The organism is Luteimonas sp. YGD11-2 (assembly GCF_004118975.1).
GTDB lineage: Bacteria > Pseudomonadota > Gammaproteobacteria > Xanthomonadales > Xanthomonadaceae > Luteimonas > Luteimonas muca.
The window spans coordinates 1,313,266-1,326,107 of record NZ_CP035376.1; the positions used below are offsets into that span (position 1 = coordinate 1,313,266).

The following is a 12,842-nucleotide window of genomic DNA, read 5'->3' on the forward strand; positions in this document are numbered from 1 at the left end:
TAGGCCAAGCCCGCGGCCACGGCCCGGTGGACGGCCCCTGGTGGCCTACAGCCCGTCGAGAAAGCCGCGCACCGCCGGCCCGAAGCGCTCGAAGTCGACCAGGAAGGCGTCGTGGCCCTGTGGCGACGGCAGCGGCAGGAAGCGCGCATCGCAACCGCCAGCGCGCAGGCCGTCGGCGATCTCCTCCTGCTGCTGCAGCGGAAACAGGATGTCGGTATGCACGCCGATCGCGAGCGCCCGCTCCACCCGGATCGCCGCCAGCCCCGCCAGGGTGTCGCCGCCGAGCGATTCGCCGATGTCGAACCAGTCCATGCAGCGGCTCAGGTACAGATAGCAGTTCGGGTCGAAGTTGCGCACGAAGCGCCGCGCATGCGCCTCGAGGTAGCTCTCAACCTCGAATTCGAGGCCGAACGGATCCTCGTCGTCGCGACGATCGGAGTCCAGCCGCACGCGGCCGAAGCGGCCGTCCCACTCCAGCGCGGAGCGGTAGGTGATTACGCCCAGCTTGCGCGCCATGCGCATGCCGCTCTCGGGATAGCGCGCGTCATCGTAGTGGCCGCCGTTCCAGGCGGGGTCCAGGCGGATCGCCTCACGCTGCAGCGAGCGGATCGCGATCGAGAACGGCAGCGCCCGCGCGGCCCCCGAGACATTGATGTGGCTGCGCGCACGGCCGGGATGGCGCAGCAGGAGGGCGAGCGCCGCCATGCCGCCCATCGAGTTGCCGATCACGCAGGCAAGGTGCTCGATGCCCAGCGCGTCGACCACGTGCATCGCGGCATCGGCGACATCCTCGATCGAGAGGTCCGGGAAGCGCAGCCGGTACGGCTGGCCATCCTCCGGTGACGGCGAGGCCGCCCCGGTGGACCCCTTGCAGCTGCCGAGCGTGTTGACGCAGACGACATGCCAGCGGTCGGTGTCGATCGGTTTGCCGGGGCCGACCATCGCGTCCCACCAGCCCGGCGACGGGTCGTCGGCGTTGCTCGCGGCGTGCGCATCGGGCGACAGCCCGGTGAGGATGAGGATGCTGTTGTCACCCGAGGCGTTGCGGGTGCCCCAGGTCTCGTAGGCGATGCGCGCGCGCTGCAGGGCGCCGCCGCGCTTCATCGGCAGCGCGTGCTCGAGCTGGAGGAAACGCGTGCCCGGAGGGATGAATTCGGTCATCGCGAAAGTGTAAGCGCAGCCGCCCGGACCGCGTGGCGGGCCATCGCGTTCACTGCTGTAGGACAATCCAGCGGTCCCGGCTGGCGTCCATACACATGCCCCCATCGTCCGCTATCCGTTCCCGGTGTTCGCGCATCGCCATGCCGCTGGCGGCTGCGGGGATGGCGTTGTTCGTAGTGATCGCCATCGGCATCCATCTGCTGCGGCCCGACCTCGACTGGGTCGACGCGCAGATGAGCCGCTACCTGTTGCAGCCGTATGGCGGCTGGCTGCAGCTCGCGTACTGCACGCTGGCGGTGGCGATCGTGGCGATCGCATTCGCGGTGCAGCGATCCCTGGCGCCGCCGGCACGCAGCAGCGGACCGCTGCTGCTGTTCGTCGCCGGGGCGGCCTCGCTGGTGGTGACCGCATTCGCGCCGATGGACGGCGATGGCGCCGACGCGACCTTCGTCGGCTGGATACACGGGGTTTCCGCACAGGCGGCCTTTCTGTGCGTGACCGTAGCGATGCTGCTGCAATCCGCCTGGCTGCGGCACGACGCGCGCTGGCGCACATCGATGCCCGGCGCATTGGGCATCGCCGCGGTCGCGTTCGCCGCGTTGTGGGCGCTGGTTCTGGTCGGCGGGCTGCCACGCGGGGCCGCGCAGAAGGCGGTGATCGCGATCATCGCCTTGTGGTTCGTCTTCATCTGGACGGCGCTGCGCGGGCGGTTGCGTCGCGGCGACGCGTGGGTCGGAGATCCGCCATGACCGACACCGGGTTCAACCCCTATGCCGTACCCGGCATGCCCGTGCTGGCCGCGCAGCAGCGGGCGGCGCTGGAGGCCGCCTATGCGGATCCTCCGCGCGCCTACCATTCCTTCGCGCATGTGGGCGAGGTGATGCGCGAGATGGCCACGGTGCTGTCCGGGCCGGGCTGGCACCGGCCGCGCGAGGTGTGGCTGGCGGTGCTGTACCACGATGCGGTGTACGTGCCGGGCGCGACCGACAACGAAGCACGTTCCGCGGAGCTGGCGCGCGAGGCGATCGTGCGCTGGCTGCCCGACGCGGGCATCGATGCCGGGCGCGTCGCGGAGCTGATCGTGCTGACGGCCCGGCACGGCCAGCACGATCCGGATGACTTCCCGGACGATGCCGACGGCGACGACACCCGCCGCTTCCTCGACTGCGACATGGCGATCCTCGGCGCACCGGCGGCGCGCTTCGACGCCTACGACCGCGCGATTGCCGCCGAATACCGCGACCGCGTGCCGGGCTGGCTGTACCGCATGCAGCGGCGGCGATTCCTCGCCGCGCTGCTGCGACGCCCGCGCATCTACCTCAGCGCGGAGTTCCACGAGCGGCTGGATGCCACGGCGCGCGCCAACCTGCGGCGCACGCTGGGTACCAGACGCTGATCGACAGGCCGCTGCTGATCAGCCAGCGTCCATCGCCTGGCCGTTCTGCTTTTCCTCGTCGGTCGCCGCACGCACGCTGGCGATGCGGACGTCGAAATGCAGGGTCTTGCCGGCCAGCGGATGGTTGCCGTCGACGCGGACCTCGTCATCACCGACCTCGACCACCGTCACCAGCAGCGAGCCACCTTCGGTCTGGGCGCGGAACTGCATGCCCAGCTGCACGTTGTCCACGCCCTGGAATGCCTGTTTCGGCACGGACTGGACCAGCCCCTCGTGACGTACCCCGTAGCCCAGCTCGGGTTCGACATCCACGGTCAGCTCGTCACCGACGGCATGGCCCGCCAGGGCGTTCTCCAGGCCCGGCACGATATTGCCGGCACCGTGCAGATAGCTCAGCGGGCGATCGTCCGGCGAGCGGTCGATGACAGCGCCGGCATCGTCGGTGAGGGTGTAATGGAAGCTGACCACGCGTTCGGCCGCGATCTCCATGGGATCTCCTTCGGGGTTGGGATGGGAGTACGCCGGTCGACTCACGACGCCAGAGAAGTGGTGCGTGCCGGCAGGCTAGGGGAATCGGCCCGCCCGCTGCAACCCGGCGCGCCGCACGCGCGGCCGCGCGGAACCCTGCCGGGGCTGTGGCAAAGTTGCGGCCTTGTCGAAAACGGAGTGCACGGATGAGGCGGATCTGGTTCCTCGGCCTGGCGGCAGCGCTGCTGCCGATCGGAGTGATGGCGCAGGCGGGTGGCATGACCCTGGAGCAGATCGCCAAGACGCGGACCGCGTCGGGCGTCGCGATCAGCCCCGACGGCGGCGAGATCGCCTATGTGCTGGCGGTGCCGCGCCTGCCGGGCATCGACGAGGACGGCCCCGCGCGGACCGAACTGCACGTGGTGTCGCGCAATCGCGACAGCCGCGGTTACGTCACCGGCAAGACCAATGTCGCCGCCCTGCAGTGGTTTCCGGACGGGCGCTCGCTGGCGTTCCTGTCCAAGCGCGAGGGCGACACCACTCGCGGGGTGTACCGCATCCCGTTGCGTGGTGGCGAGGCGGTGCGCTTCGCATCGCTCAAGACCGATATCTCCGGCTACAGCCTGTCGCCCGACGGCACCCGCGTCGCCCTTCTGGCGCCGCAGCCGGAGAGTGATGCACTGGCCGCCGAGCGCAAGCAGGGGTTCACCCAGAAGGTGTACGAGGAGGACTGGCGCCCGACCACGTTGTGGATCCAGGACGTCGACGGCGACGCCGAGGCGCGGGAACTGGCGATCGATGGCAGCGTGCAGAGCGTGCACTGGAGTCCGGCCGGCGATCGTCTGGCACTGGTGGTCGCCCCGCGCCAGCTCACCGACGACACGCTGGTGTTCGCGCGCGTGCGCATCATCGACCCCGACGGTCGTGAACTCGGGCGCGTCGACAATCCGGGCAAGCTCGGCCAGCTGGCGTGGAGCCCGGATGGAGCACACCTCGCGGTCATTTCCGCCGCCGATGAGAACGACGCCGCCGATGGTCGCCTCACCATCGTCGGCAAGGACGGTGGCCCGCAGCGTGACCTGCTGCCCGGCCTGCACGGGCATGTGTCGCACGTCGGCTGGCGCGACAATGGCCGCGTCCTGTTCCTGAGCCAGGAGGGCGTGCAGACCCGGATCGGCGAGATCGCCGTCGACGGCAGCAATCAGCAGACCCTGCTCGCCGCCGAAGGTCCGGTCTGGGGTGGGCTCAGCGTGGCACGCGAGGGCGGCGACCTCGCCCTGGTCGGGCACTCCCCGCAGCATCCGCAGGAGGTCTTCATCCTCGGCCGCGGGCAGGCGACGCCGACCCGCTTGACCGACAGCAACCCGTGGCTCGCCGACGTGCGCCTGGCCCGGCAGGAGGTGGTGCGCTACCGGGCGCGCGATGGCCTGGAGATCGAAGGGATGCTGGTGCATCCGCTCGAGCGCCGCGGCAACCAGCGGGTGCCGCTGATCCTGGTGGTGCACGGCGGTCCCGAGTCGCACTACTCCAACGGCTGGCTGACCGGCTATTCGCAGCCGGCGCAGGTGGCCGCCGCACGTGGCTTCGCCAGCTTCTTCCCCAACTACCGCAGCAGCACCGGGCGTGGGGTGGAGTTCTCCAAAGCCGGCTACGGGCGCCCGGGCATGGAGGAGTTCGACGACCTCGTCGATGGCGTCGACCACCTGGTGGAGATCGGCCTGATCGACCGCGACAGCGTCGGCATCACCGGCGGTTCCTACGGCGGCTACGCCAGTGCCTGGGGTGCCACGTACTACAGCGAGCGCTTCGCGGCATCGGTAATGTTCGTCGGCATCTCCGACCAGGCCAGCCTGGTCACCACCGGCGATATCCCGCAGGAGCAGTACCTGACCCACATGGGCACCTGGCCGTGGGAGAACCCGGAGATGTTCCGTCAGGCCAGCCCGATCACCCACGCACAGAAATCGCGCACGCCGACGCTGATCCTGCATGGCGAGGCCGACCCGCGGGTGCCGGTGATGCAGTCCTACATGATGTACCGCTATCTGCAGCTGGCCGGGCAGGCGCCGGTGCGTCTGGTGCTGTATCCGGGCGAGGGGCACGGCAACCAGCGCGCTGCCTCGCGCTGGGATTACGCGATGCGCCTGATGCAGTGGATGGAGCACTACCTCACCGGGCCGGGCGGCGAGCCGCCCGCCTACCAGCTCGACTACGCCCTTCCCGAAGCCGCACGCTGATCGGCACGGGTGATCCATGGGGAAGGCCGGCAGCGATGCCGGCCTTTCGCGTCATCGGGCAACGTGTTGCCTCGGGACGTGCAGGAGACAGGGTTCGCGCACGCCGGAGACCGTTCGTAAGCACTGCGTGATTGCGTGGCTCACATGCCTTTGAGTGCCACGCGGTTAGCGTGTGGATGCCGCATCGCTGCACCGCGCGCCTGTTCGCCGACCACGATGCGCCACGGGCCGGACCGCCGCCGACAACCGTGCGCGCCGCCCGGCAACCCCCACGATCACCAGGAGACACCATGAACCAGCAGAGCCGGACCACCGAGACGTTGAACGACCTGATCGCCATCGCCCGCGACGGGCAGGAGTTCTACCAGGATGCGTCCACGCGGATCGACGATGTCGAGCTGAAGTCGCTGTTCACCCGCGTGGCCACGACCAAGGCCACGATCATCGCCGAGCTGGGCGCTGCCGTGCAGGCCGTGGGCGGCGACCCCGAGGGCTCGGGCACCATGCGCGGCTCGATGCAGGAGATGTACGCCCGCGTGCGTGCCGCGCTGGGTGACAAGGAATACAGCTATGTCGCCGAACTGGAGGAGTCCGAGGACCGCCTCCTGCACGCGTTCGAGGACGCGGTCAAGGATGAGAAGACGCCGCCGGCCGCGCGCGACGTGGTCACCCGGCTGATGCCGGAAGTGCGCGCCTGTCACGACCTCATGCGCGCACGCAAGCATGCGATGAAGGGCGTTTCCTGAGTCATCGGATCGCGCACTGACTGCGGCCCATCCGGGTATCCGGGTGGGCCGTATGCGTTGGGCCGGCAGCGCCCGCTAGAATCGCGGCGTCCCCGCTACACGGTCGATCGATGTCCAAGGTCCTGCTGCATCTGCGCAACGTCCCGGACGAGGAAGCCGATGGCGTCCGTGCGTTCCTCGATGCCCACCGCATCGCCTGGTACCAGACCCGGCCCGGCCCGCTGGGCATCACCGGCGGGGCGATCTGGATCAAGCACGACCAGGACTACCCGCAGGCGCGCCGGCTGATGGATACCTACCAGCAGGAGCTCCGCGAGCGGGTGCGCGCCGGGCTGGCCGACGCGCGTGCGCGTGGCGAGGACGAGACCTTTGCCGACATGCTGCGCGAACGCCCGGGCTGGGTGCTGGTGCGGGTGCTGGCGATCCTGGCGCTGCTCGCCCTGATGGCGCTTCCCGGCTATCTGCTCTGGCGCTAGCGTCGTCCGGGCACCGCCTTCGATACTCACATGCGGTGAATGCCGGGATCCTATGATCGAAGACGGCCGATCGCCTGCGGAGCCATGATGAAATCGACCCTGGTCCTTGCTCTTGCCGCCGCGATGACGGCGTCGGCGCTGTCCGCCTGTGGCGAGCGCGCGCCACCGTCGCCCCCGCCGGCGCCTGCGGACTCCGCGCCGCCACAGGAACGCGTGCCGGCCAATGATCCGGCGGTGCGTCGCCATGAGCGCGCCGCTCCTCCGGAATTGCAGGCGCTGGTGAGCGGACGCTTCGAGCCGCGTGGCGAGCGCGCCACCCGGGCCACCGGCGCGATCGAGGTCGACGACCATGCGATCTCCGCCGCACAGGGCGACGAGCTGAGCACCGAGCGCATCGCGATCGTCCGCGGCGACGACCAGTACCGCGCGGGCGAGCGCTATTCCAGTCTGCTCATGGTGGGCGCCGAACAGCCGGTCGAGCTGCGCCGGGTGTATCCGCCCGCTGGCGACACCAGTGACGATGACCCCCTGGCCGCCGACACCGCGGCGGTCGAAGGCACGCCCCCCGTCTCTGCGGGTGTTCCTGCCGGTATTCCTGCCGATGCCGCTGCCGATAGGCACACGGCGGTGCCGCTGTGCGCCTCCGGCGAGGCGAGCTACATCGCCCTGGTGATGGTCAACGAAGGCGACCGCCAGGTCGTGCGCCTGGCCGGGCTGAGGGGCGATTCGATGCCGGCCGCCGGTGCCAGCGATATCGAGGCGTGCGAGGTGCTGGAGTACGAGTCGCGCTGAGCCGTGGGTCGCATTCCGGCATTTCGCCGAAGCCCGCTCACGGAATATGAACATCTGTGGCCGTCGACTCCGGATAATGCGCGCAGGTTTCACGGAGCTGAAGATGACCTCGCGACCCATCCGCCTGCTGTTCGTTGCCCTCGCGGCGACCGGACTGGCCGCCTGCCAGGAGATCGCCGATACGCCGGCGCACACCTCCACCACCGCACCGGTGCTGGTCACCGCCGCGCCGCCTCCGGCCGACGTGCCCAGCCATGATCCGCAGCTGCGCCCGGGTTCGCGCGCGGCGCCGCCGATGCTGCACCCGGTGGCGCTCGGCCCGTTCGAGACCGGCAATCCGATCGCCGAATCGGTCACCGGGCGCATCACCATCGAAGGCTCGCGCATCGTCGGCGAGAACGGCGCCGAGTTCGTCACCGAACGCATCGCGATCCTGCGCGGCGGCGACGAATTCCTGCCGGGCCAGCGGTATGCCGACGCGATGATGATCGGCACCGAGCATCCGGTGGAACTGCGTCGGGTGGTCAGCGAGACCTGGCCCACGCGCGCACCGGGCAACGCCATCTGCCGCGACATGAAGACCGGCTACCTCGCCATTACCAAGATCGCCGAGGGCGACCACGATGTCGTGCGCCTGATGGGCCTGCGCGGGCAGGACATGCCGGCGCCGAGCGCCGCCGACGTCACCGTCTGCGCATCGTCGTCGTACTACGCGCGGCGCTGATCCGACGCGGCGCGCGCCGCGGTCCGTGACCATCGGCACCCGGCTGCGGCGCATATTTTCTTTATGGTCCGGGGCGGCCTTCGCTGGCCGCCCCGTCCGTTCGCCTGGAGTCCACATGTTCCGATCGTTCTCGCTGCAGCGCATGCTGTTGGCGCTGCTGCTCTCGTGTCTCGCCCTGCCTGCCGCCGCGCAGCGTGAGATCCGCTTCGATGCCTACGCGGTGCCGTCGGCCGGCACGGTCGCGGTGGCGATGCGTGGCGAGGGTCCCCAGACCGGCGCGTTCGCCGATGTCGATGCGGCCACCGGTGGTGCGTTGGCACGCGCGGTCGCCGCGGCAGGCTACAAGGGTCGCGCCGATACCCAGCTCGACCTGCCCGGCCTGGCGCCGTTCGACCGTGTGCTGGTGGTGGGCGTTGGCAGCGACGCGCCGTCCACGCGCACGCTCGAGGATGTCGGCGGACGTGTCGGCCGCTTTGCGGCCGGCAGCACCGCCGCAGCGGTCGAGCTGCTGTGGGGCGGCGACGAGGCCGCGGCCGCGCAGCCGCTGGCGTTCGGTGCCGCGCTGGGCGGCTACCGCTTCGACCTCTACCGCTCGCGGCGCGAGGACGATACCGGCCCGCGCGCCGGCGAAGGCACGCTGGTGGTGCGTACGCGCGACGGCGCCGCCGCCGCCGAGGCGTTCCAGCGCGACTGGGCGCCGGTCGCCCACGGGGTGAGGTTCGCCCGCGACCTGGTCACCGAGCCGGCCAGCGCGGTGTATCCGGAAGAATTCGTGCGCCGTACCCGCGAGGCGTTCAACGGCATGCCGGGCGTCACCATCGAAGTGCTCGACGTACCGGCGATGGAACGCCTGGGCATGGGCGGCATCCTGGCGGTCGGACAGGGCAGTGCGCGCCCGCCGCGGCTGCTGGTGGTGCGTTATGACGGCGCGGCCCGCGGCGAGGCGCCTGTCGCCTTCGTCGGCAAGGGCATCACCTTCGATTCCGGCGGCCTGTCCATCAAGGGCAGCGACGGCATGTGGCGCATGAAGTACGACATGGCGGGCGCCGCCTCGTCGGTGGGCGCCGTGCTCGGCCTGGCCGGCCGCCGCGCACCGGTGAACGCGGTCGCGGTCGCCGCGCTGGCCGAGAACATGCCCTCGGGCACCGCGACACGCCCGGGCGACGTCATCCGCACCGCCTCCGGCCAGACCTTCGAGGTCATGAGCACCGATGCGGAAGGGCGCATGGTGCTGGTCGATGCGCTCTGGTACGTGCAGGACCGCCACAGTCCGCGCGCGATCATCGACATCGCCACCCTGACCGGTGCCATCGTCACCGCCCTGGGCGGCGACTACGCCGGCCTCTTCAGCCGTCATGACGATCTGGCCGACCAGCTGCTCGCTGCCGGCGAAGCCTCAGGCGATGCGCTGTGGCGCATGCCGATGCATCCGGGCTACGGGAAGATGCTGGAGTCGCCGATCGCCGACATGCGCAATGGCGGCGGCCGTCCGGGCTCCGGCACTGCGGCGCACTTCATCGGCGAGTGGGTGGACAAGGACACGCCGTGGGCGCATCTCGACATCGCCGGCATGGCGTGGATCGAAGCCGGCGGCACCGCCACCACGCCGGCCGGCGCCACCGCGTTCGGCGTGCGCCTGTTCGACCGCTGGGTGCGTGACCACGTGGAGCCGGCGGCGCGCTGAGGGCGCCGCCCAGCAACCACCTGCAGGCGGCGGTCCGGGGAAGACCGGGCCGCCGTTTCGCTTTCCGGAATGCGCAGGGCGGCCGAAGCCGCGATGAACGCACACTCCGGCGCGGCAGGTGAGGCCAATGCGCCGCGTAGAATGCGCGCATGTACACCAGCATCGCCGCCTACTGTTTCGTGCACGTGGACGATCCACGTGCGCTTGCCGACGCCATCGAACCGATCGCCCGCGACCACGGCCTGCTCGGCAGCGTGCTGGTGGCGGAGGAGGGCCTGAACCTGTTCCTTGCCGGCGGCCTTCGCGGGATTGACGGGTTCCTCGCCTGGTTGAAGGCCGATGCACGCTTCGCCGGGATCGAGGTCAAGTTCAGCGGGAGCGGCCGGCAGCCGTTCGCGCGGCTCAAGGTCAAGGTCAAGCGCGAGATCATCGCCTTCCGCCGCGACGATGCATCGCCGCTGCAGGGGCGCGCGCCGGCGGTGGCGCCGGAGGTGCTTGCGCGCTGGCTGCAGCAGGGCCATGACGACAGCGGGCGCGCCGTGGTGATGCTCGATACGCGCAACCGCGAGGAAGTCGCCTACGGCACCTTTGCCGGGGCGCTGACGCTTCCGATCGACAACTTCACCGATCTTCCCGGGGCGGTGACCGCGCAGCGCGACCGGCTCGCCGGGACCACCGTGGTCAGCTTCTGCACCGGGGGCATCCGCTGCGAGAAGGCCGCGCTGTGGATGCGTGCGCAGGGCATGGACAACGTGCTGCAGCTCGACGGCGGCATCCTCGGCTACTTCGAGCGCGTCGGCGGCACGGGGTATGAAGGCCGGTGCTTCGTGTTCGACGAGCGCGTGGCGCTCGACCCGGAGCTGGTCGCGCTTGCCGATGCAGAGACCGACGCCGCATGAGCTGGATCGGCATCGTCCTGCTGGTGCTGGCGCTCTACCTCGGCTTCAAGCTGGTGGGCGTGGTGCTGAAGCTGGTGCTGTTCGTGGTCGCGATCGTGATCGGTTACGCGCTCCTGGCGCCACACCTGGACTGGCCGTCGCCGACGGAGATCGTCTGGGTGCTGGGGCCGGATACCGATGCGCTGGGGCCCGACGGCCTGCGCGTGCCTGACACCGCCGGCATGCGCCAGCGGGTGGTGGACGGTGTGGCCGGCGCGATCGCCGAACGCGTGGTACCGGCGGTGGATACCCCGGCGGACCCGCTGCCGTCGCCCTGTGCCGAGGGGCAGGGGGAAGCGGCCGGCGACTGCTGAACACCTGCAGTGCCCATCTCCCGCCCCGAAGGGCGGGTGGGTGCCTGACGGGCCTCAGCCCTCGCGACGCGGCGGCTTGCGCGGGCCGCCCTTGAATCCACCCGGCGGACCCTTGCGGAAGCCACCCGGAGCGCTGCCCGGGCGCTTGAAACCACCGGGACGACGCGCGGGCGCCTCGGTATCGGCCGCCTCGGCACGCCGCATCCGCAGCTGCTGGCCGGCCACGCGCACGCGCTTGAGATGCTCCAGCACCTCGCGCGGCATGCCGTCGGGCAGGTCCACCAGGGTGTAGTCGTCGCGGATGTCGATGCGGCCGATGTAACGGCTTTCCAGGTCCGCCTCGTTGGCGATCGCGCCGACGATGTTGCCCGGCTGCACGCCGTGCACGTGGCCGACCTCGATGCGGAAGGTCTCCAGCCCGGCCTCGGGGCCCTGCACGCGCTGCGGGCGGGGCTCGCGCGGTGCGGCATCGTCGGCGGTGCGCCGCTGCCCCCGGTCGGCGCGTTCCGGTCGCTCGAAGTGGCGCTCGCTTTCGTTGGCACGCTCGAACTTCGGGCGCTCGCGCGGCGGGTCGAGCAGCAGCGGGGTGTCGCCCTGCAGCAGCGCCGCCAGCGCCGCGGCGATCTCCACCGCTGGCACGTTCTGCTCGCGCTCGTAGGTCTCGACCAGCTCACGGAACATGCCGTGCTGCGGGTGCTGCAGGCCGTCGCCGATACGGTCGAGGAACTTGGTCACGCGACGTGCGTTCACGGTCTCGACGCTGGGCAGCTCCATCTGTTCGATCGGCTGGCGGGTGGCGCGTTCGATCGAGCGCAGCATGCCGCGCTCGCGCGGGCTGACGAACAGGATCGCCTCGCCGGCGCGCCCGGCACGCCCGGTGCGACCGATGCGGTGCACGTAGCTTTCGGTGTCGTACGGAATGTCGTAGTTCAGTACGTGGCTGATGCGCTCCACATCGAGCCCGCGTGCGGCCACGTCGGTGGCGACGAGCACGTCGATACGCCCGTCCTTGAGCTGCTGGATGATGCGCTCGCGCTGCTTCTGTTCGATGTCGCCATTGATCGCCGCAGCGGCAAGACCGCGTGCCGCGAGCTTCTCCGCCAGTTCCTCGGTCGCGATCTTGGTGCGCGCGAACACGATCATCGCGTCGAACGGCTCGGCCTCGAGGATGCGGGTCATCGCGTCGAGCTTGTGCACGCCGCTGACCATCCAGTAACGCTGGCGGGTGTTCTTGGTGGTGGTGGTGCTGGCCTTGATCGCGATCTGCACCGGATCACGCAGGTAGGTCTGCGCGATGCGTGCGATCTGCGTGGGCATCGTCGCCGAGAACAGCGCGACCTGGCGCGTTTCCGGTGTCTTCTTCAGCACCGCCTCGACGTCGTCGATGAAGCCCATGCGCAGCATCTCGTCGGCCTCGTCGAGCACCAGGGCACGCAGCTCGGAAAGATCCAGCGAGCCGCGCTCGAGGTGGTCGATGATGCGGCCGGGGGTGCCCACGACCACATGCACGCCGCGCTTCAGAGAGCTCAGCTGGGTGCCGTAACCCTGTCCGCCGTAGATCGGCAGCACCTGGAAGCCGGGAATGTGGTGGGCGTACTTCTGGAACGCCTCGGCCACCTGGATCGCCAGCTCACGGGTCGGCGCCAGCACCAGCACCTGCGGCTTTCCGGCCGCGGGGTTCAGGCGTGCGAGCATCGGCAGCGCGAACGCCGCGGTCTTGCCGGTGCCGGTCTGCGCCTGGCCGAGCACGTCGCGGCCTTCGAGCAGCGGCGGGATCGTGGCCGCCTGGATCGGCGACGGCGTTTCATAGCCGACTTCGGTCAGTGCCTGCAGCAGCGTGGCCGGCAGGCCGAGATCGGAAAAGGTGGTGGTGTCAGCCTGTATGTCGTTTGCGCTCATCGCGGTC

At 70.3% G+C, this 12,842-nt stretch carries 13 protein-coding genes; 10 read left to right on the forward strand and 3 right to left on the reverse strand.

Annotation, left to right across the window (positions count from 1 at the left end; translation table 11 throughout):
- Positions 1 to 45: 45 nt before the first annotated feature.
- Positions 46 to 1,161, reverse strand: a complete 1,116-nt coding sequence (locus tag ERL55_RS05975; protein WP_129135615.1) for a homoserine O-acetyltransferase — start codon at positions 1,159 to 1,161, stop codon at positions 46 to 48.
- A 161-nt stretch (positions 1,162 to 1,322) separates the two neighbouring features.
- On the opposite strand from ERL55_RS05975, the gene ERL55_RS05980 reads away from it, so the two are divergent.
- Positions 1,323 to 1,910 carry a DUF998 domain-containing protein gene (locus ERL55_RS05980; RefSeq protein ID WP_164972126.1) on the forward strand — a complete coding sequence of 196 codons (588 nt, stop codon included), beginning with the start codon at positions 1,323 to 1,325 and terminating at the stop codon, positions 1,908 to 1,910.
- Between the two features lie 35 nt (positions 1,911 to 1,945).
- Positions 1,946 to 2,557 (forward strand): hypothetical protein, encoded by a 612-nt coding sequence (locus tag ERL55_RS05985; RefSeq protein ID WP_129137231.1) that lies wholly within the window; start codon positions 1,946 to 1,948, stop codon positions 2,555 to 2,557.
- Between the two features lie 18 nt (positions 2,558 to 2,575).
- On the opposite strand, the gene ERL55_RS05990 is transcribed toward ERL55_RS05985, so the two are convergent.
- Entirely contained in the window at positions 2,576 to 3,046 is a 471-nt protein-coding gene (locus ERL55_RS05990) for a peptidylprolyl isomerase (RefSeq protein ID WP_129135617.1), read from the reverse strand.
- A gap of 185 nt (positions 3,047 to 3,231) precedes the next feature.
- Between ERL55_RS05990 and ERL55_RS05995 the strand changes: the two genes are divergently transcribed.
- The 8 genes from ERL55_RS05995 (at position 3,232) to ERL55_RS06030 (ending at position 10,936) form a co-directional block, all read left to right on the forward strand.
- The gene (locus ERL55_RS05995; protein WP_129135618.1) at positions 3,232 to 5,262 is read left to right on the forward strand and encodes a S9 family peptidase; all 2,031 of its coding nucleotides are present in this window, start codon (positions 3,232 to 3,234) and stop codon (positions 5,260 to 5,262) included.
- A 290-nt stretch (positions 5,263 to 5,552) separates the two neighbouring features.
- Positions 5,553 to 6,008 (forward strand): PA2169 family four-helix-bundle protein, encoded by a 456-nt coding sequence (locus tag ERL55_RS06000; RefSeq protein ID WP_129135619.1) that lies wholly within the window; start codon positions 5,553 to 5,555, stop codon positions 6,006 to 6,008.
- Between the two features lie 110 nt (positions 6,009 to 6,118).
- Positions 6,119 to 6,484 (forward strand): DUF6164 family protein, encoded by a 366-nt coding sequence (locus ERL55_RS06005; RefSeq protein ID WP_129135620.1) that lies wholly within the window; start codon positions 6,119 to 6,121, stop codon positions 6,482 to 6,484.
- A gap of 87 nt (positions 6,485 to 6,571) precedes the next feature.
- The gene (locus ERL55_RS06010; RefSeq protein ID WP_129135621.1) at positions 6,572 to 7,276 is read left to right on the forward strand and encodes a hypothetical protein; all 705 of its coding nucleotides are present in this window, start codon (positions 6,572 to 6,574) and stop codon (positions 7,274 to 7,276) included.
- 103 nt (positions 7,277 to 7,379) lie between these two features.
- Complete coding sequence (locus tag ERL55_RS06015) at positions 7,380 to 8,000, forward strand: hypothetical protein (protein WP_129135622.1); 621 nt, start codon at positions 7,380 to 7,382, stop codon at positions 7,998 to 8,000.
- Positions 8,001 to 8,115: 115 nt separating this feature from the next.
- Positions 8,116 to 9,684 carry a leucyl aminopeptidase gene (locus ERL55_RS06020; protein WP_129135623.1) on the forward strand — a complete coding sequence of 523 codons (1,569 nt, stop codon included), beginning with the start codon at positions 8,116 to 8,118 and terminating at the stop codon, positions 9,682 to 9,684.
- Between the two features lie 149 nt (positions 9,685 to 9,833).
- The gene (locus ERL55_RS06025) at positions 9,834 to 10,583 is read left to right on the forward strand and encodes a sulfurtransferase (protein ID WP_129135624.1); all 750 of its coding nucleotides are present in this window, start codon (positions 9,834 to 9,836) and stop codon (positions 10,581 to 10,583) included.
- On the forward strand, positions 10,580 to 10,936 hold the full coding sequence (locus tag ERL55_RS06030) for a hypothetical protein (protein WP_129135625.1): 357 nt from the start codon (positions 10,580 to 10,582) through the stop codon (positions 10,934 to 10,936). The genes ERL55_RS06025 and ERL55_RS06030 overlap by 4 nt, the downstream gene beginning before the upstream one ends.
- Positions 10,937 to 10,990: 54 nt before the next feature.
- Here ERL55_RS06030 and ERL55_RS06035 read toward each other — a convergent pair whose 3' ends face one another.
- Positions 10,991 to 12,835: a DEAD/DEAH box helicase gene (locus ERL55_RS06035; protein ID WP_129135626.1), complete on the reverse strand. Its 1,845-nt coding sequence runs from the start codon at positions 12,833 to 12,835 to the stop codon at positions 10,991 to 10,993.
- Positions 12,836 to 12,842: the final 7 nt, after the last annotated feature.